General features: G+C 59.2%; 7 protein-coding genes and 1 pseudogene. 7 read left to right on the top strand and 1 reads right to left on the bottom strand.

What is annotated here, in order from left to right; genetic code table 11:
• Window positions 1–87: 87 nt before the first annotated feature.
• The gene (locus I2E69_RS05830; RefSeq protein ID WP_195459825.1) at window positions 88–4,080 is read right to left on the bottom strand and encodes a two-component regulator propeller domain-containing protein; all 3,993 of its coding nucleotides are present in this window, start codon (window positions 4,078–4,080) and stop codon (window positions 88–90) included.
• A gap of 346 nt (window positions 4,081–4,426) precedes the next feature.
• On the opposite strand from I2E69_RS05830, the pseudogene I2E69_RS05820 reads away from it, so the two are divergent.
• The 7 genes and pseudogenes from I2E69_RS05820 (at window position 4,427) to I2E69_RS05790 (ending at window position 18,307) form a co-directional block, all read left to right on the top strand.
• Window positions 4,427–6,380, top strand: a pseudogene (locus I2E69_RS05820) (hypothetical protein).
• A 13-nt stretch (window positions 6,381–6,393) separates the two neighbouring features.
• Window positions 6,394–9,120 carry a glycoside hydrolase family 2 protein gene (locus I2E69_RS05815; protein WP_195459815.1) on the top strand — a complete coding sequence of 909 codons (2,727 nt, stop codon included), beginning with the start codon at window positions 6,394–6,396 and terminating at the stop codon, window positions 9,118–9,120.
• Window positions 9,117–10,979, top strand: a complete 1,863-nt coding sequence (locus I2E69_RS05810) for an FAD-dependent oxidoreductase (RefSeq protein ID WP_195459812.1) — start codon at window positions 9,117–9,119, stop codon at window positions 10,977–10,979. The genes I2E69_RS05815 and I2E69_RS05810 overlap by 4 nt, the downstream gene beginning before the upstream one ends.
• 25 nt (window positions 10,980–11,004) lie before the next feature.
• Window positions 11,005–12,408, top strand: coding sequence for a family 43 glycosylhydrolase (locus tag I2E69_RS05805; RefSeq protein ID WP_195459808.1), 1,404 nt, complete (start codon window positions 11,005–11,007; stop codon window positions 12,406–12,408).
• Between the two features lie 48 nt (window positions 12,409–12,456).
• On the top strand, window positions 12,457–13,653 hold the full coding sequence (locus I2E69_RS05800; RefSeq protein WP_195459807.1) for a glycoside hydrolase family 105 protein: 1,197 nt from the start codon (window positions 12,457–12,459) through the stop codon (window positions 13,651–13,653).
• Between the two features lie 12 nt (window positions 13,654–13,665).
• Window positions 13,666–14,970: a glycoside hydrolase family 105 protein gene (locus I2E69_RS05795; RefSeq protein WP_195459804.1), complete on the top strand. Its 1,305-nt coding sequence runs from the start codon at window positions 13,666–13,668 to the stop codon at window positions 14,968–14,970.
• 160 nt (window positions 14,971–15,130) lie between these two features.
• Window positions 15,131–18,307: a SusC/RagA family TonB-linked outer membrane protein gene (locus I2E69_RS05790; protein WP_195459801.1), complete on the top strand. Its 3,177-nt coding sequence runs from the start codon at window positions 15,131–15,133 to the stop codon at window positions 18,305–18,307.
• Window positions 18,308–18,323 lie beyond the last annotated feature (16 nt).

The raw sequence follows: 18,323 nt of genomic DNA, 5'->3' as shown, positions 1-18,323 counted from the left end.
ACGAAAACAAAAAGGACGGATTCAAATCCGTCCTTTTTGTTTTGAGTCCGGTGATATGCGGTTTGCAAATACATACCGCCCGCTGGGCTACTGCTCGGTATCGGTCACGAACTTCTTCGGGAGTACGCCGAACTGCTTCTGGAAACATTTGGCGAAGTAGGACGTGGAACTGAAACCGACCATATAGCAGACCTCGTTGATGTGGTAACGCTTGTCCTTGAGCAGTCGGGCCGCGGTTTTCAGGCGTTCGAGCCGCAGGTAGTCGTTCGGGGTCATGTCCAGCACACCCTTGATCTTGCGGTAGAAGCTCGCCCGGCTCATGTGCACCATCTCGGCGATGTCGTTGATCTTGAACTCGGGATTGTTAAGGTTGGCGTGGATGATCTCCTGCAATTTGAGGATGAAATCCGTATCCGCCGAGGAGGTCGCCATGGTGTTGGCCAGCACCAGCGGATTTTTCGAGAAAGCCTCGCTCAGTTTCTGCCGGCTCTTGATCAGGTTGGCGATCACCGACAACAGGTAATCCGACGAAAACGGCTTCTCGACATAGGCGTCGGCCCCGGCGTCCATGCCCGAAATCTTCGAATGGAGGTTCGTCTTCGCAGAGAGCAGGATGAGCGGGATATGGCTGTAACGCAAGTCGTTTTTCACCCGCCGGCAAAGCTCGATGCCGTCCATCTTGGGCATCATGATGTCGGAGATGATCAGGTTTATGTAGTTCTTTTCCAGCAGTTCCAGCGCCTCGACGCCGTTTTCGGCCGTGAGTACCGAGTAACCGTCGGACACCTGCCGTTTGATGAAAGCGCACATCTCGGGATTGTCCTCGACGATCAGGATGCTGTAAGCCTCCCAGCCGAGGTCACCCCGCTCGTCGGGAATGTTCTCGGGGTTCTCCTCCAAAGCGACATCCGCAGCGTCCGCAGCATCCTGCCGGCAAAGCGGGATAGTCAGGATAAATTCGTTGATATCCGTGTCGGCGCCCATGGCCAGCGTACCGTGGTGCAGTTCGGCCAGCGAGCGGGCCAATGCCAGGCCAATCCCCGTTCCGGTCGATTCACTCTTCCGGGTATGTCGGAAGAACGGGGCGAAGATAGCCTCGCGCATCTCCGGAGGTACGACCTCGCCGTCGTTGGTCACCGTGATCCGGAACGTAGTGTCCTGCACCGTCAGGCAGACCCGGATCAGCGTTTCAGAATATTTCAGGGCGTTGTTCAACAGGTTGCTCAGGATTTTGGTGAAGGCCTCCTTGTCGATCTGCGCGCAGGCCTCTCCGCTGCCCAATTCCAGTTCGAAGGTCTTGTGCTGCTGCTTGGCCGAGGAGCTGAACCGGTAGAACGTCTCCTCGACGATATCCGACACGTTATGCCGCGCAAGGTTGAGCGACAAATGTTCCTTCTCGATCTTCTGGAAGTCGAGCAGTTGGTTGGTAAGGTCCAGCAGCCGGTTGGTATTGCGGTCCATGACGATCAGGTCCTCGGCCATGCCCCGGTCGACCGTCGGCCGGGCCAGGATGTTCTCCAGCGGCCCTTTGATCAGCGTCAGCGGAGTGCGTATCTCGTGTGCGATATTGGTGAAAAAACTGATCTTGGCATTGTAAAGCTCCCGCTCCTTCTCCCGTTCGAAGGTCTGGATATGCTGTTGCTGCCGGCGGATGTTACGGCGCGAATAGTAGACGTAAACCAGTGCCAGGCCACCCAGCACGATCAGTCCGTAGACGACATAAGCCGCCAGGGAGAGGTAAAACGGCGGGGAGACTTCGATGAAGAGCCGTTTTTCGGGCCCCGGACCGGGTTTGCCGGTTCCGTCGGCCAACCGGACCCGGAAACTGTATTTGCCGTAGGGGATTTTCGAATAGGTGATCGTGGCGCTCCCGGGCGAATACTGCCGCCAACGGTCGTCGAAACCTTCGAGTTTATAGAGCAGGCGGTCCGTCTGCGGCTCGCGGTAGCTCAGGGCGGCGATTTGCAGCGACAAGGAGTTCTGGTCGTGCTTCAGGCGGATCGAATCCGAATAGATGATGCTTTTGCGCAGCGGGGAGTTCCGGCCCCCGACGACGACCTCCTCGTCGAGCAGCGAAAAACCCGTGATGTAGATCGGCGGCACGTAGTCGGTCCTGTTGCTGACGAGCGTTTCGGGATCGAAGGAGATCAGGCCTTCGATACAGCCGAAATAGATGATCCCCTCCTCGGATTTGTAACCCGACTTGTAGTTGAACTGGTTGCTCAGCAGGCGGTCGGTAACGGTATAGACCCGCCTGACGCTCCCGGTCCGGGGATCGAACAGCGCCAGCCCCCGGTCGGTCGTGATCCAGAAATAGCCCTGGTTGTCCTCGATGATCTGGAAAACGACATCGCTGGGCATTCCGTCGGAAGAACTGTAACGGACGAAGGTTTTTCCGGCCGGATTGAACCGGCAGAATCCCGAGCCTTCGGTGGTGAGCCATATCTGTTTGTTGCTGTCCTCGAAAATACTCGTGATATTGTCGTAAGGAAGCGAATTTTCATTGCCTGCATCGTGCAGGAACTGCGACCAGACATCGTTGCGCACATCGTAGAGGTAGACGCCGTTCGACAAAGTTCCCACCCAGAGGTTTCCGTTCGAATCCTCCCGGATGTCGTTGACCATCTTGCCGCCGTTGATCTGGGGAACATGAAGGAAACGGTCCGTCTCCCGGTTGTAATACTGCAATCCGTGCATGGTTCCCACGTAGATGCGCCCGCTGTTGGTCTTGCAGAGCGCAAAAACGTAGTTGCTGAAAAGACGGCCCGGTTTGTTGTCGTTATCGTATTTGCGGATACGGCGGGTCTTGGTGTCGATCACCCGGATACCGTTCGAAAACGTACTCACCCACAGATCGTCCCCGTCCATCAGCAGCCCGTGGACATTGGAGAAATCGCGGCTCGGAGCAAAGAAGTCGAACGACCGGGTCGCGGGGTCGAACGTGTAAAGCCCGGCGTCCTCCGTACCGACCCAGAGCCTTCCGTCGTTGCCCGGGCAAATCTCCCGCACGCGCCGCCCCCGAAGGCTGTGTACGGCATCGGTGTGGTAGTACTTGTCGAAATCGGAATTCCGCTGGGGCAGGTAGTTGATGCCCCCGAAGAACGAACCGATCCACAATCCGCCTTCCCGGTCTTTGTAAAGCGAGTAAACAGCATTGTCCGAAAGCGAATAGGGATCGTAAAGGGAACTCTGGAGATGCTGGTAACGCCGGGTGCGGACGTTGTAAACGACGATTCCCGACTCGGTCCCGATCCACAACTCGTCGGCCGAATACTGGAGGATATGCCGCACGAACAGCGGCGCATCGGGGTTGTCCGACAGCCGCAGGCGGGTAACCGTTTTCGTAACGAGATCCACCTCCGCCACACCGTGCTCCTCCAGTCCGAGATACATCCGGTTGTAGTCGCTCAGGCAGATGTAGGAGATGATGTCCTTGGGGTAAATCTCCTGTCCGCCGGCGTCGAGGAACGGCTTTACATGCTCGAACCCATCCTCGGTCCAGTAGAGGCCCCCGCCGTAGCCGGAGAACCAGATGACCCCGTTTTTGTCGGTCGTGAGGCTGCGCAGGGTCGTCCGCGGTTTGTAACGGCATTCGATCAGGCGGGTGTGGGGATCGTAGCAGAAGACATCGTTATTCCCCACGACGATCCAGACGCGGCCCTCCCGGTCGCAGTCCAGAATCGGAATAGGCTTGGTGATCGGCTTCCCGTCGTCGTCGTAAAGCGGCACGGCGGCAAAACTTTCCAGTTCGGGATCATAGATGTAAAGCCCCGAGTCTGTGCCGACCCATATTTTGTGATCGTGGTCCTGGACGAGCGATTTAATGAGGCTGTTCCCCAGTCCGGTTTTGAGACGGGGATCGTGCATGAAGGTCTTGAACGACTTCCCGTCGTAGCGGCACAATCCGTCTTTCGTGCCGAACCACATGAAGCCCTTATCGTCCTGGATGATCGAGGCGACCGTATTTTGCGACAATCCGTCGTTGATGTCCAGCCGATCGAAATGGATCGACTGCGCCCGGCCCGGAAAAAGGCCGCAGGCACAGAAAAATGCAAGGACAAACGGATAAAATTTTCCCATACGAAGTTCAGGTTGGTGAAACAAATATAGGTAAATAAAATCACAAATGGAGCGCCCCGGACAGGACGCCCCGAGACTGATTAAATAGACAACACATTAACAATAAGCAATATACACAAATTAAGAATTCCTTTTTAACCGGATACAAGACAAAATTGAGATAATTTTTGTGTTAATAGCGACTATATTTTCTCACTCCGGTTTTCCCTTTCATACCTTTGTTCCAACTAAACTCACCTAACTTAAAACGGCACGCCGAAAATGGCTGCCGGTTCGAACGGAACCTATGAAAAAGTACTTCTTTATTCTGTCTGCATTTTGCGCAATCGCCGGTGAAACCTTCGCCATGGAGGGCCGCCTGTCACAGCGAATCACGCTGAAGACCCCGGGTAATCCGGCCATAACCCACGAGCTGCGCGAATCCGCAGCCGAGGGGGGGGGGGAATTTAGAGGCTGACCAAGAACTGCCGCTGACCATCCGGCGGCAAAAAACAGAAACAGACAACGAAATCAGGATCGTACTCACCCTGACGGCGAACGATCTTCTATATTATAATGTAGAGCAGTTATTCCGCACCGGCCTCATTCACGAAAACTGCCTCTTCTACATGCCCGGGTTCTGGTATCACAAGAACCTGCGGTCGCCCAAATCGGCTCCTTCGTTCCACACCAGCGACAGTTGGCAGGTCCGCGAAGACCGCCTCAGCACACCCCTCACGGGTATCTACGACGAGGAATCCGGAACTTACTACACGGTGCTCCGCACGGATAAGCCCGACCGCGAGGCCCTCGCCTGTCACAATTACGGGGAGGTCATCCTCTCGGGCGAAACGTCGCTGGGATTCACCGGATTCCGCAACGCGGACACGCACGCCGCGCTGGTCTTCGGATTCCCGTACAGCGAAGCTCCGAAATCCTACATCCGCAAGCTGACGCTCGCCCCGGCGGTCCAGGCATTCGAAAAACTCGAAAAAGGCGAAACTCGCCGCCTGACGTGGACGATCCGCAAAGGCAGCAGCCCCTCCTACTCGTCGTTCGTCGCCCAAGTCTGGGACGACTCCTTCGACACGCTCGGCCCCCGTCCCGTCGAATCGCGCTACACCCCCGCCGAGGCCAAAAGCATACTGGCCGAATATTTCGTCCAGAGCTACGTCGGGGACTATCCGCTCAAATACACCTCCGGCGTGGAACTTCGCACGGCCGACTGCGAAAGCACGGGTATCGCCGAGATCGGGTTCGTGGGCCGCGTCCTGCTGAACGCCTTCAATGCGCTGGAGTACGGCGAAGCCAACGGGCGGAAGGAGCTCGCGGCAAACGCCAGGTCGATCTTCGACAGCTACCTGCAATACGGATTCACGCCCGGCGGACTTTTCCGCGAGGTAGTCGACTTCAAACGCAACCGGGAAGCGGACGTTTACAGCATCCGCCGCCAGTCCGAAGGCATCTATGCGATACTGAACTACCTCGACTACGAGAAACGCCGGGGCCGCAGCCATCCCGAATGGGAAGCCCGCATCCGGACCCTATTGGAAAAGTTCCTGACGCTCCAGAACCCCGACGGCAGTTTCCCCCGCAAATTCCGGGACGACCTGAGCGTGGTGGACGCTTCGGGCGGCAGTACGCCTTCGGCCACCCTGCCGCTGACGATGGCATCCGTCTATTTCAAAGCCCCGGCCTACCGGAAAAGCGCCCGGCACACGGCCGATTACCTGGAAAAAAACCTGATCTCCAAAGCCGACTATTTCTCTTCGACGCTCGACGCCAACTGTGAAGACAAGGAAGCGTCGCTCTACGCCTCGACGGCGATGTATTACCTGACATTCGTCGCCAAGGGCAAGGAGCGGCAGCACTACATCGACCTGTGCCGCGAGGCGGCCTACTTCGCCCTCTCGTGGTACTACCTGTGGGACGTGCCCTTCGCACAGGGTCAGATGCTCGGCGACGTGGGATTCCGCTCGCGCGGCTGGGGCAACGTGTCGGTCGAGAACAACCACATCGACGTTTTCATCTTCGAGTTCGCGACAGTGCTCGACTTCCTGGCCAAAGAGTGCGGCGAACCCCGCTTCGCCCGCATGAGTGCCGTGATCCGAAGTTCGATGCTCCAACTGATGCCCGTCAAAGGGTCGATGTTCGAAATCGGCCGCGCGGGCTACTACCCCGAAGTCGTGCAGCATACCGCCTGGGATTACGGCAAGAACGGCAAGGGCTTCTACAACGACATCTTCGCACCGGGCTGGACCGTAGCGTCGCTCTGGCAAATGCTGAGCCCCGACCGCGTGACGACATTTTTCGCCAACTAAAAACGACTGAAAAATGGCAAGAATACTACCGCTTCTCTTCCTCATTATCCCGATCGCCGCACCGGCACAGACCGCGCAGAAAGAGCGCGAGTACATCCACACCCTGACTTCGGCGGACGGCCACGGCGGGCAATTCGTCTGGAAAATGAAGCGCGCCGGCGAAGTCGGCGTCCGCTCGGAGGAGGTTTCCACGGACAAACTCACAACAGAAGACTGGCTGCCGGCAATAGTGCCGGGAACGGTGCTCAACTCACTGGTTTACGACGGAGTCTATCCCGAACCTTACTACGGGCTGAACAACAAACTGGAATCGGAGCTTATCCCCGATCTTTACCGCGTCGGACGGGATTTCTACACTTACTGGTTCCGGACCGAGTTCCGGCTCGACAAAAAGGCATACGGCGGACGAAAAATCTGGCTTCAGGCCGACGGAATCAACTACCGGTCCGAAATATGGCTTAACGGCAACATGGTGGGCAACACGGCCGGCATGTTCCAGCAGCGCGTGATCGACATTACCGACAAAGTCTCGTTCGACGGAGCGAACGTCCTGGCCGTAAAGGTCTATCCCGTAGACATGCCCGGCACGATCCGCCCCAAGGGCGGCAAGTCGTTCGGCGCCAGCGGCGAGTTCCAGAACGGCGGCAACGGCGAGATCGGCCGCAACGTGACGCAACTGATGACCGTAGGCTGGGATTTCTTCTACCTCGACGGCATCCGCGACCGCAACACCGGCATCTGGCGCGACATCTCGCTGTTCGCCACCGGACGCGTCCGCCTGGCCCATCCCTTCGTAAAATCCGAACTTTCCAAGCCCGGTTACGACGTGGCGCGCCAGACCGTCTCGGTCGAAGTCGCCTATCCCGACTACATTCCGCAGAACGTCTGGCGCAAAGCCAAGGTCAGCGGCGAAATCCGGGGCGAAGGCATCCGCTTCGAAAAGGAGGTGTCACTCTACCGCGGCGAAGTGAAAGAGGTGGTTTTCACCCCCGAGGAGTTCCCGCAGTTGGTGATCCGCAACCCGCGCCTGTGGTGGCCGCTGAACAAAGGGAAACAGGAACTTTACGACCTGACGCTGAAAGTAGAATTCGACGGCAAGGTCAGCGACTCGATTTCGACGCGCTTCGGCATCCGGGAAATCGCCTCCACGACCGCCACGCCGGACCGTTCGCGCACGTTCAGCATCAACGGCAAACCGCTCTTCATCCGAGGCACGAACTGGCTGCCGGAGGCCATGCTCCGCACGTCGGACGAACGCACCTACGCCGAACTGCGCTACACGGCCCAGTCGGGCGTGAACCTCATCCGTTTCTGGGGCGGCGGCATCACCGAATCGGACTATTTCTTCCAGCTTTGCGACTCGCTGGGCATCCTCGTATGGCAGGAGTTCTGGATGACGGGCGACACCAACCACCCCAACGACGAAGGCATCTACTATTCGAACGTGATTTCGACGGTGAAGCGCATCCGCAACCATCCATCGCTGGCCTACTACGTCTCCTCGAACGAGAGCACGGAGATGCCGCAGACGGAGCGGCTGCTGGCGCGCCTCGACGGCACGCGCGGCTACCAGATGCAGTCGGAATGCGGCGGCATCCACGACGGCAGCCCCTACAAGCAGGTCAACATCATGAGCCACTACGAAGACAAGGCTTCGCCGCGCGGCAGCCGCGTCTACGGCTTCAATCCCGAATACGGCGCCCCGTGCCTGCCGACGGTCGAATGCCTGCGCGAAATGATGGACGACAAGGACCTGTGGCCCATCAACAAAGAGGTCTGGGACTACTCCGACGGCAACGGCTTCCACCTCATGTCGACACTCTACACCGACATGACCAACGAATACGGCCCCTCGAAGAGCATCGAGGAGTTTGCCGAAAAGGCGCAGTTCCTGGGAGCGATGAATTACAAGAGCATCTGGGAGGTCTGGAATTACAACAAACTCGGCTACGGCGACCGCTACACCTCGGGATTCCTTTACTGGTATCACAATTCGGCCATGCGCCAGGTAGCCGGACGCATGTGGGACTGGTCGCTCGAACCCACCGCAGCGCTTTATGCCGCACAGAATGCCTGCGAACCCCTCCACCCGCAGTTCGACTACCTGAAAAACACGGTTTCGGTGGTCAACGACCATTACCGCGCCTACCGCAACTACAAGGTCTCGGCCGAGGTCTACGACCTCGACATGCGGCGCATCGATGCGCAGTCGGCAGTGGTCGACCTCCCCGAGGACGGGGTTGCGAACGACGTGCTGACGCTGAACTTCGCGGCGTCGAAGACCCCGGTGCAGTTCATCAAACTCAAACTCTTCGACGAGAGCGGCAAACAGGTGGGCGACAACTTCTACTGGCGTTCGGACAACGAATACAAGGGAGCCAACACGCTCACCGGCCCGGCGACGGCGGGATTCCAGTCGCTCGGGAAACTCGCCAAAACCAAAGTCGCCGCGGCTTATCAAACCTCGGCGGACAACACAAACCACTACATCGACCTCCGGCTGAAAAACACGGGCCGCACAGTCGCCTTCTTCACGCAGGTTCAGTGGCTCGACGAGCGGCGCAAGCCCGTACGTCCCTCGTTCTACACCGATAATTTCCTCTGCCTGATGCCGGGCGAAAGCCGGACGGTCCGCATCGAAACGGCGCTCGACAAACTCCCCGGGGAGGAATACACGCTCGTCGTGCGGGGCTTCAACCTCGACACGCGCGAATTCAAGGTCAAAATCAAACGCCCGTGAAACTTTCGCTGCATATCCTCTTCCTCGTGCTGGCCCTGGGAACCCAGGCCCGCACACGCTCCTACGACGTAGTGATCGTAGGCGGAACTCCCGCAGGGATCACCGCCGCCATCGCCGCCGCACGCGAAGGAAAAAGCAGTGTCATCCTGGAACGCTCGGCCCACATCGGCGGACTCCCGGCCAACGGACTGGGAGCCACGGACATAGCTACACGGGGCGCTACAACGGGACTGTTCGCCCGCTTCGTGGCGCTGAACAAAGCCCATTACACCGAAAAATACGGCGCGGATTCCCCGCAGGCGCGCGATTGCAGCGACGGATACCATTTCGAGCCTTCGGTAGCCGTAGAGAGTTTCCGGCAAATGCTCGCCGAGGCGGGCCCCGGACGGATTACGGTCCTGACCGGCCGCCAGTTCGACGCCGAGGCGCGCTACGTCGAGAAGCGGGGCGAGCGGATCGTCTCGATCCGTATCCTCGACCGTACGACGGGCCGGGAGGAGCACTACCGCGGCGCGGTGTTCATCGACGCGACCTACGAGGGCGACCTGGGCGCCGCAGCCGGGGTTCCGTTCCGGACCGGACGCGAAGGGGCCGACGAATACGGCGAACCGTGCGCCGGGAAGATTTACCGCTGGTGGAAACACGGCCCCGACGCCGAGGGCACGACCTACGAGGGCGACGACGCCATCCAGGCTTACAACTACCGCCTCTGTTTGACCGACGACCCGCAAAACCGGCTGGCCGTCCCCAAACCCGAAAACTACGACCGTGAAGAGTTCGCGTCGTTGGTCGGCGACGTACTGGACGGCCGCAACACGGATGCCCGTTACCGGAACGCAGATTCGGCGACGATCGCCCGGAACCGCCGGCGCATCGAAGCCGGGGAGCGGACCTCGGCTCCCGGCGACGCATGGGGGATGGCCAAAGTGACGAGTATGACCCGGCTGCCCAACGCCAAGACGGACGCCAACAACCAACACCTCGCGCTTATTTCCACCGACCTGCCCGAAGAGAACTGGCCGTGGCCGACCGCCGGCTGGGCGTGGCGCGACCGCTTCGCCCGGCGCCTGCGCGACTACACGCTGGGCCTGCTGTGGTTCGCCCAGCACGACGAGTCGCTGCCGGCGCACTTCCGCAAAGAGTGCCTACGGTGGGGCCTCGCCGCCGACGAATACCGCGACAACGGCGGATTTCCGCGCCAGGTATACGTCCGCGAAGGCCGGCGGCTGGAGGGTTGCTATTTTTTCACCGCCAAAGACGCCCTGCCCGAAGCCGAGGGGAAGCGTCCGCCGCTCCACAGCAGTTCGGTTACCGCAAGCCACTATGCCCTCGACTCGCACGCCGTGCGCAAACGCGAGGCGGGGCGCATACACCTCGACGGTTTTTTCAGCCACCCGACGGCCGTCTATACGGTTCCTTACGGCGTGATGGTCCCCCGGAAGATCGAAAACCTGCTCTTCCCGACAGCCGTTTCGGGCAGCCACGTCGGATTCTCGACCCTGCGCATGGAACCCTGCTGGATGGCCCTGGGCGAAGCTGCCGGGACAGCCGCGGCGCTGGCCATCGACGCCCGGACGGACGTTCGCGGGATTGCGGCGGATTCGCTGCAGGGACGGCTGCTCCGCCACGGGGTGACGCTGGTCTACCTGCGGGATATGAAACCCGGCGATCCCGATTACGCCCAAGCGCAGCGGCTGGCGCTGCGGGGCTTTTTCCCCGAATGGGAAGCCGGGCTCGACCGCGTGACGGACGAAAGCACGGCCCGGTTGTGGAGTTCGCTCGCGGGGCGCGAGGTAACGGCAGACGGCAAAACCACCCGGCGCGAATGGTTACGCCGGTTACAAACCACTTCGAAATAATCCAATAACCAACACGAAAGCGTATATGAAACACAAACTCTCCTTTTTCAGCATTTTTATGATCGTCGGAACGATGATGTTGTGCTGCAACAACTGCAGCAAGGACGATTCCGGCAGCAGTAACACCGGAAAGTCGTACCTGCGGGTCAGCTTCAGCGAGAAGATGGTGGGCAACGGCTCCGGTTCGTTCGAGGTCTTTATCTCGTCGAATGCCGAATGGACCGCCGAACCGCGCAGCAAATGGCTCAGCGTAGACCGCAGCAAAGGCAAAGGCGACCTGGCGGTCCGCATCTCCTTCGAAGCGAACGACACGGAGAAACGCACGGGTATCGTCCGTTTCAACGCCGACGGGGTCAACCCCGTCGAGGTGGCTGTCACCCAGTCGGCGCTGACCTTCACCAACCCCATCACCATCGGGGGCAATATCGCGACGATGCCCGACCCGTATATCGTACGCGACGGCGATTATTACTACACCTGCAAGGCGAGCGGCAACGGCATCGCCATCTCGCGCTCGACGCGGCTCACCATGATCAACAGCACCACCAAGAAGTGGAGCCTGCCCTACGAAGGTCCCACCAAGCCGTGGAACATCGCCGACCTCTGGGCGCCCGAACTGTTCCACATCGGCGACCGCTGGTATGTCTACTACGCCGCCGGACGCCGCGGCCAGGACGGAATCGAAGGGTACGCCACGCAGCGCAGCGGCACGCTCCGCTCGAAGACCGACGACCCGCTGGGCGAATGGGAAGACATGGGCATGCTCTACACGGGAGACAACTACCAGCCCGGCATCAAACCCACGATCGAGAATACGGAATATGCGATCGACCTGACGACGTTCGAGCTCAAGGGACAGCGTTATGCCGTCTGGTCGGGCAACGAAAAGACCAACAGCATCCAGCAGATCCGCATCGCCAAGATGTCGAACCCCTACACCATCTCCTCGTCGCTTGTCGAAATCTCGACCCCGACGCAGTCCTGGGAAACAATGGACGGACGGCAAATCAACGAGGGTCCCGCCGTGCTGATCAACGAGGCGAAGGGAAAACTCTTCATCGTCTACTCCTGCAATCCCTCGTGGACCAAGAACTACCGGCTGGCGTGGCTGATGCTCGACATGAACAGCGGCGACCCGATGAACCCCGGCGACTGGCAGAAGTCGAGCAATTACGTCTTCTGGCGCTGCGACAACACGAAAGACCCGGTATCGGGCGTCAACGGACTGGGCCACTGCACCTTCACCAAGTCGCCCGACGGAACCGAGGACTGGATCGTCTATCACGCCATGCGCTATTCCGACGGCGGTTGGGGCGAACGCTACCCCTTCGTCGAGAAATTCACGTGGAACGCCGACGGAACGCCCGACTTCGGGACCGGCGCCGGATGGGGCGAATCCCTGCTGCTGCCTTCGGGAGAAACCCTCTAAACACCACCGTATTCGTAAACCAAACTGAATAATACCACCGAAAACCGCATGAAAAAGTTTATTTTAGTTGCACAGACCCTGCTGTTGCTCGCAACGGCCTCGAATGTCCAGGCGCAGAAAAGCTACGACCTGAAGCATTTCCCGAAAGGCTGCCAACCCGAAGAGATCGGCGTGAGGCTCACCGAGCGCTACCTCCAGACCCCGCATTCGCACTGGGGCGACATCAAATCGAAATACAAGGTGACGCTGATCACCTACCCCGACGTTTGCGCGTGGCTGGGCGCCCTGTGGTTCACCACGGGAACCGGCAACGACAGCCTCTACACCCGGCTCGTGGAGCGTTTCGAACCGCTGTTCACCACGCAGAAGAACCTGCAGCCCGAGCTGTTCCCCAAGGCCCACAACGTCGTCGATTTCTACGTCTTCGGCGCCGTGCCCCTGGAGATTTACAAGCGCAACCACGATCCGAAATACCTGGAACTGGGTATGAAGTACGCCGACGGCCAGTGGGAACTCCCCGAGAACCCGCAGCACTACAAACAGTTGTCCGAGGCAAAGCAGTACGCCGAACAGGATTACTCGTGGCAGACGCGCCTCTGGGTCGACGACATGTTCATGATCACGGACCTGCAGGCCCAGGCCTACCTGGTCACCGGCGATAAGAAATACATCGACCGTGCAGCCCGCGAAATGGCGCTCTACCTCGACCGCATCCAGCGCCCCAACGGACTCTTCTACCACCACACCAGCACGCCCTTCTTCTGGGGCCGCGGCGACGGATGGATGGCTGTCGGCATGGCCGAGATGCTGCGGATGCTCCCGAAGGACAACCCCTATCGTCCGCGCGTCGAAAAGGCTTACCGGCAGATGATGGAGACGCTGCTGCGCTACCAGGCTTACGACGGCATGTGGCGGCAGATCATCGACGACCCGAACTCGTGGAAGGAGACCTCCTCGACGGCGATGTTCACCTATGCGATGATCCTCGGCGTGAAGAACGGCTGGCTGGACAAGAAGATCTACGGCACGGCTGCCCGCAAAGCGTGGATCACGCTGCTCTCCTACCTCGACGAGCAGGACAACCTGCGCAACGTCTGCGAAGGGACGGGCGCCAAAAACAGCGCCGAGTGGTACCAGAACCGCCGCCGCCTGACCGGCGACATGCACGGACAGGCCGCCCTGCTGTGGTGCGCCTATGCGCTCTCCTGCGACGTGAAACCGTATAAACTGGCCCCGAACCGGTAAACAAATCCCATTATGAGCAAAATCCTGAAATCAGTCCTCCTCGGAATCACCCTCGCCGGGCTGTGCCTGGCGGCGTGCACCGAAAAGGCGACCACCGGCACGGGCGTAAAACCCAAGCCTACGCCCGACCCGACGCCCGGAGTCGAAGATTACGACCTGGTCAACTTTCCCGACCGGAAAGACCCCAAGACCGTGGGCGAAGGCGTCGTGGAACTCTTCATCCGCTCGGGAAACTCCAACTGGGGCGACATGCACTCCAGTTCGAAAAGCACGCTGACCTCCTATCCCGACATCTGCGCCTGGCTGGGAGCGTTCTGGTATGCCGAAGCATCGGGGAACAACGACCTGTTCAACCGCCTGGTAGCAAAATTCGACCAGTTCCTCGAAGTGGACGACAAGAGCATCGAGCCCAACAAGAGCCTCGTGACGAAGATTCCCCGCACGGAAAACAATGCCGTAGACTACAACATCTTCGGTGCTGTGCCGCTCCACATCTACTACGTCAAGAAACAGCGGGGCGCGGCCGAAAAGGACATCAAAAAGTACCTCGACCTGGGCCTTCGTTACGCCGACCAGCAGTGGGAACTGCCGACCGACACGAAATACACCGAGAAACTGCCCAATGCAAAAAAATGGCACGACCAGGGCTATTCGTACCAGACGCGCCTGTGGATCGACGACATGTTCATGATCACGGCGCTCCAGGCACAGGCTTACCTGGCTACGGGCGACGAAAAGTATATCGAACGCGCTGCCAAGGAGATGATCCTCTACCTCGACCAGTTGCCGGGCGAGAACGGAGTCTTCTACCACGCACCCACCGCCAAATTCTTCTGGGCCCGCGGCAACGGATGGATGGCCGTGGGTATGCCCGAGATGCTGCGGATGCTCCCCAAAGATGCGAAATACGACGCCTACCGCAGCCGGATACTCGCCGAATACAAAAAGATGATGGCCACGCTGAGCGCCTATCAGTACGACAGCGGCCTGTGGGGGCAGTTGATCTATCCCAACCAGGGCGACATGTGGGAGGAGACCTCCGGATCGGCGATGTTCACCTACGCGATGATCCTCGGCGTGAAGAACGGCTGGCTCGACGAGAAAACCTACGGCGCCGTGGCCCGCAAAGGCTGGCTGGGACTCCAGACCTATCTGCGGACCGACTTTGAAATCCGGAACGTCTGCTGCGGAACCGGGGCCGGCTCGAGTTACGCCTACTACCGCGACCGGGAAAAATACACCGGCGACCTGCACGGACAGGCTGCCGTGATGTGGTGCGCCTACGCACTGACCGAACTGGCAAACGAACAAAAATAAACATCTCGAAAACAAACCTAAAACTCTCCTGCAAGCCTATGAAAAAACCACAGCAGACCGAATGAAGGAACATTCGGTCCGGGACGAAACCCTCCTCCCGGACCGCGGGCTCCACAGCCCGAACAACCCCGAATTATCATCATCAATCATCTAAAACCGTATGGCAAATTTTTATAAAACAAGCATCGGGCGCGCCAGAACCCTGAAAAGCGTAAGCCTTGCCCTGCTTCTTATGTTGTTCCTGTCGGTGAACGTCGGCGCTGCATATGCACAGGGCGCCTCCGCACAACCGGGAAAACGACGCATCACCGGAACCGTCACCGACACCGACGGATCGCCGCTGGTCGGCGCCACCGTCTACATCAAGGACACCAACGTCGGAACGACGACCAACACCGACGGACTTTTCGTCATCGACGTACTGCCCAAACAGCAGATCACGGTCAGCTACATCGGCTACCTGTCGCAGACCCTGCCGACCGACGGCCGCGAAGTGATCAACGTCAAACTCAAATCCGACACAGACCTGCTCGAAGAGGTCGTCGTAGTGGGCTACGGCAAGCAGAAACGCCAGGCGATGGTCAGTTCGATCGCCACCGTCGGGTCGCGCGACCTGATGCAGTCGTCGTCGAGCAACCTGACGAGCAACCTCGCCGGACAGCTCGCCGGCCTGATCAGCATCCAGCGCAGCGCCGAACCGGGACGTGACGACGCCGAATTCTGGATCCGCGGTATCAGCACCTTCAAGGGCGGAACCAACCCGTTGGTGCTCGTCGACGGAATCCCCCGTGATATCAACAACATCGAGGCCGACGAGATCGAGACCTTCAGCATCCTCAAGGACGCCGCCGCGACAGCCGTCTACGGCGCCGAGGGCGCCAACGGCGTCATTCTCGTAACCACGAAGCGCGGTACGATCTCCAAACCAAAAATCTCGTTCCGCATCGAGCAGTCGGTCGCCTCGCCGCAGCGCCTTCCCGAGTTCGTCGACTCGTGGGACTACCTCGAACTGGCCAACGAAGCCCGGTTCAACGACGGACTCACCCCCAGTTTCAGTTCTGCGCAAATCCAACTCTACCGCGACCGCGCGGACAACGACCTTTACCCGAATACGCAGTGGATCGACGAACTGGTCAAGAAAGCGGTGCACAGCCAGCGCTACACGCTCAATTTCCGCGGCGGCGCCGAGAACGCCAAATATTTCGTCTCGATGGCTTATTTCCAGTCGGACGGCGTCTTCAAGGAGAACCCCAACGGCAAGTATGACAGCAACTTCGGCTTCGAGCGTTACAACCTGCGCAGCAACATCGACCTGAAAGTGAGCAAGACCACGCGCCTGGGCGTCGACCTCTCGGGACAGTACGTACACCGCCGCACGGCCAACCGTTCGGCCGACGACATCTTCAGTTTCATGCTCCACACGCCGTCGTACCTCTTTCCGGCCATTTACAGCGACGGCACGCTGGCCTCCTACGAGAAACAGGCCGATTCGAACAACCGCAACCCCTACAACATGCTCTACAACCAGGGCTACCGCCAGGAGTGGGGCGTCAAGATCCAGTCGAACATCAAACTGGAGCAGGACCTGAAATTCATCACCCCGGGCCTGAGCGCCCGCGGAAGCGTCAGCTTCGACTACGACGGCAGTTCGCAGACGCTGCGCGACTATTGGCCGAGTCTCTACCACGCCAGCGGCCGCGATGCCGACGGCAACCTGGTCTTCACCACGACTGCGTCGGGATCGCCCGAAATCGTGGACCCCAAATTCACCTCGACGAGCTACCTGCGTAAAATCTATATCGAAGGCGCCATCAATTACCAGCGTGTCTTCAACTACGTCCACAACGTCAGCGCCATGATTCTCTACATGCAGAAAGAGCAGCAGAAGAACGATCCGGTGCTTCCCTACCGCAAACAGAGCATCGTGGGCCGCGTGACCTATTCGTACGACAACCGCTACTTCATCGAGGGTAGTTTCGGCTATACCGGCAGCGAGACTTTCGCCAAGAAAAACCGTTTCGGATTCTTCCCGGCAGTCGGTCTGAGCTATTTCGTCTCCAACGAGAAATTCTACCCCGAAGGACTGAAAAAGGTGATGAACAACGCGAAAATCCGCCTCTCGATGGGTCGCACGGGTAACGACGACACGGGAACCGACCGTTTCCTTTACCGCGCAACGTTCAACACCGAGGGCCACACCTTCAACCAGGGCATCGGAACCTCGGCCTCGAACGGCATGGGCGCCGGTATCTACGACCTGCGTTTCATAAACAACGACATCCATTGGGAGATCGAAACCAAACGTAACGTCGGCGTCGACCTGGGCTTCTTCGACAACCAGATCGAACTGACGGCCGACTACTTCAACAACCGCCGCAAAAGCATCCTGCTCGAACGCAACACGATCCCCGGCGTCGCCGGCTTCCACGCCAAACCGTGGCAGAACTACGGCATCGTGGACAACTGGGGCGTCGACGCCAGCCTGAACGCCCGCCACGACTTCGGCAAAGTCCGCGTCAGCGCCCGCGGTACATTCACTTTCGCCCGCAACAAGATCGTCGAGTACGACGAACTGAAACAGCTCTACGACTACCAGCGGATCACCGGCACGCGCGTGAACGAGAACACGCTCTACATTGCCGAGCGTCTCTACACCGAAGATGACTTCATCCGCACGCAGAACCCCAACGGGACCTATTCCTACGAACTGCGTCCGGGTCTTCCGCGCAACGCATTGCAGGGAACCCTCGGCCCGGGCGACATCAAGTACGCCGACCTGAACCACGACGGCGTGATCGACAGCAACGACAAGAAGCGCGGCGTGGGACATCCCTACAACCCCGAAATCAACTACGGTTTCGGCCTCAACGTCGAGTACAAAGGCTTCTACGTGAGCGCCTTCTTCCAGGGCACGGGCAACTCGTCGGTGCTGCTGGCCTCGGGCAACAACCACTTCTGGCCTTTCAACTGGTATGAGGACAAGTCGAACTACCGCACGCTGTTCCTCGACCGCTGGACGGCCGACAATCCGCGCCAGGACGTTACGATGCCCCGTCTGCACAGCCATTACAGCCACAACGTCAACAAGGAACCCAGTACGTGGTGGCTCCGGAGCGGCAACTTCCTGCGCTTCAAGAACCTCGAAATAGGCTACAACCTGCCCAAGACCTTCCTCCGCAAACTCCGGCTCGACGCCGTGCGCGTCTACATGCTGGGCAACAACCTTTGCGTCTGGGACGACATCAAGTATTGGGACCCCGAACAGGGCAACCGCAACCAGGGTATGAGTTATCCCATGTCGCGCACCTTTACGCTGGGAATCGAAGTGAACTTCTAATCAAGGAGAACGAACT

This window comes from Alistipes sp. D31t1_170403_E11 (genome assembly GCF_015553985.1).
In the GTDB taxonomy this organism is placed as follows: Bacteria; Bacteroidota; Bacteroidia; order Bacteroidales; family Rikenellaceae; genus Alistipes; species Alistipes montrealensis.
Note: the sequence above shows the minus strand (reverse complement) of the source record. Positions and strands in the feature narration are given on the sequence as shown.

Bases quoted from the DNA above. Each gene is read 5' to 3' on its own strand.
- I2E69_RS05795 (WP_195459804.1), top strand. From the start codon at position 13,666: ATGAGCAAAATCCTGAAATCAGTCCTCCTCGGAATCACCCTCGCCGGG.
- I2E69_RS05830 (WP_195459825.1), bottom strand. From the start codon at position 4,080: ATGGGAAAATTTTATCCGTTTGTCCTTGCATTTTTCTGTGCCTGCGGC.
- I2E69_RS05805 (WP_195459808.1), top strand. From the start codon at position 11,005: ATGAAACACAAACTCTCCTTTTTCAGCATTTTTATGATCGTCGGAACG.
- I2E69_RS05800 (WP_195459807.1), top strand. From the start codon at position 12,457: ATGAAAAAGTTTATTTTAGTTGCACAGACCCTGCTGTTGCTCGCAACG.
- I2E69_RS05790 (WP_195459801.1), top strand. From the start codon at position 15,131: ATGGCAAATTTTTATAAAACAAGCATCGGGCGCGCCAGAACCCTGAAA.
- I2E69_RS05815 (WP_195459815.1), top strand. From the start codon at position 6,394: ATGGCAAGAATACTACCGCTTCTCTTCCTCATTATCCCGATCGCCGCA.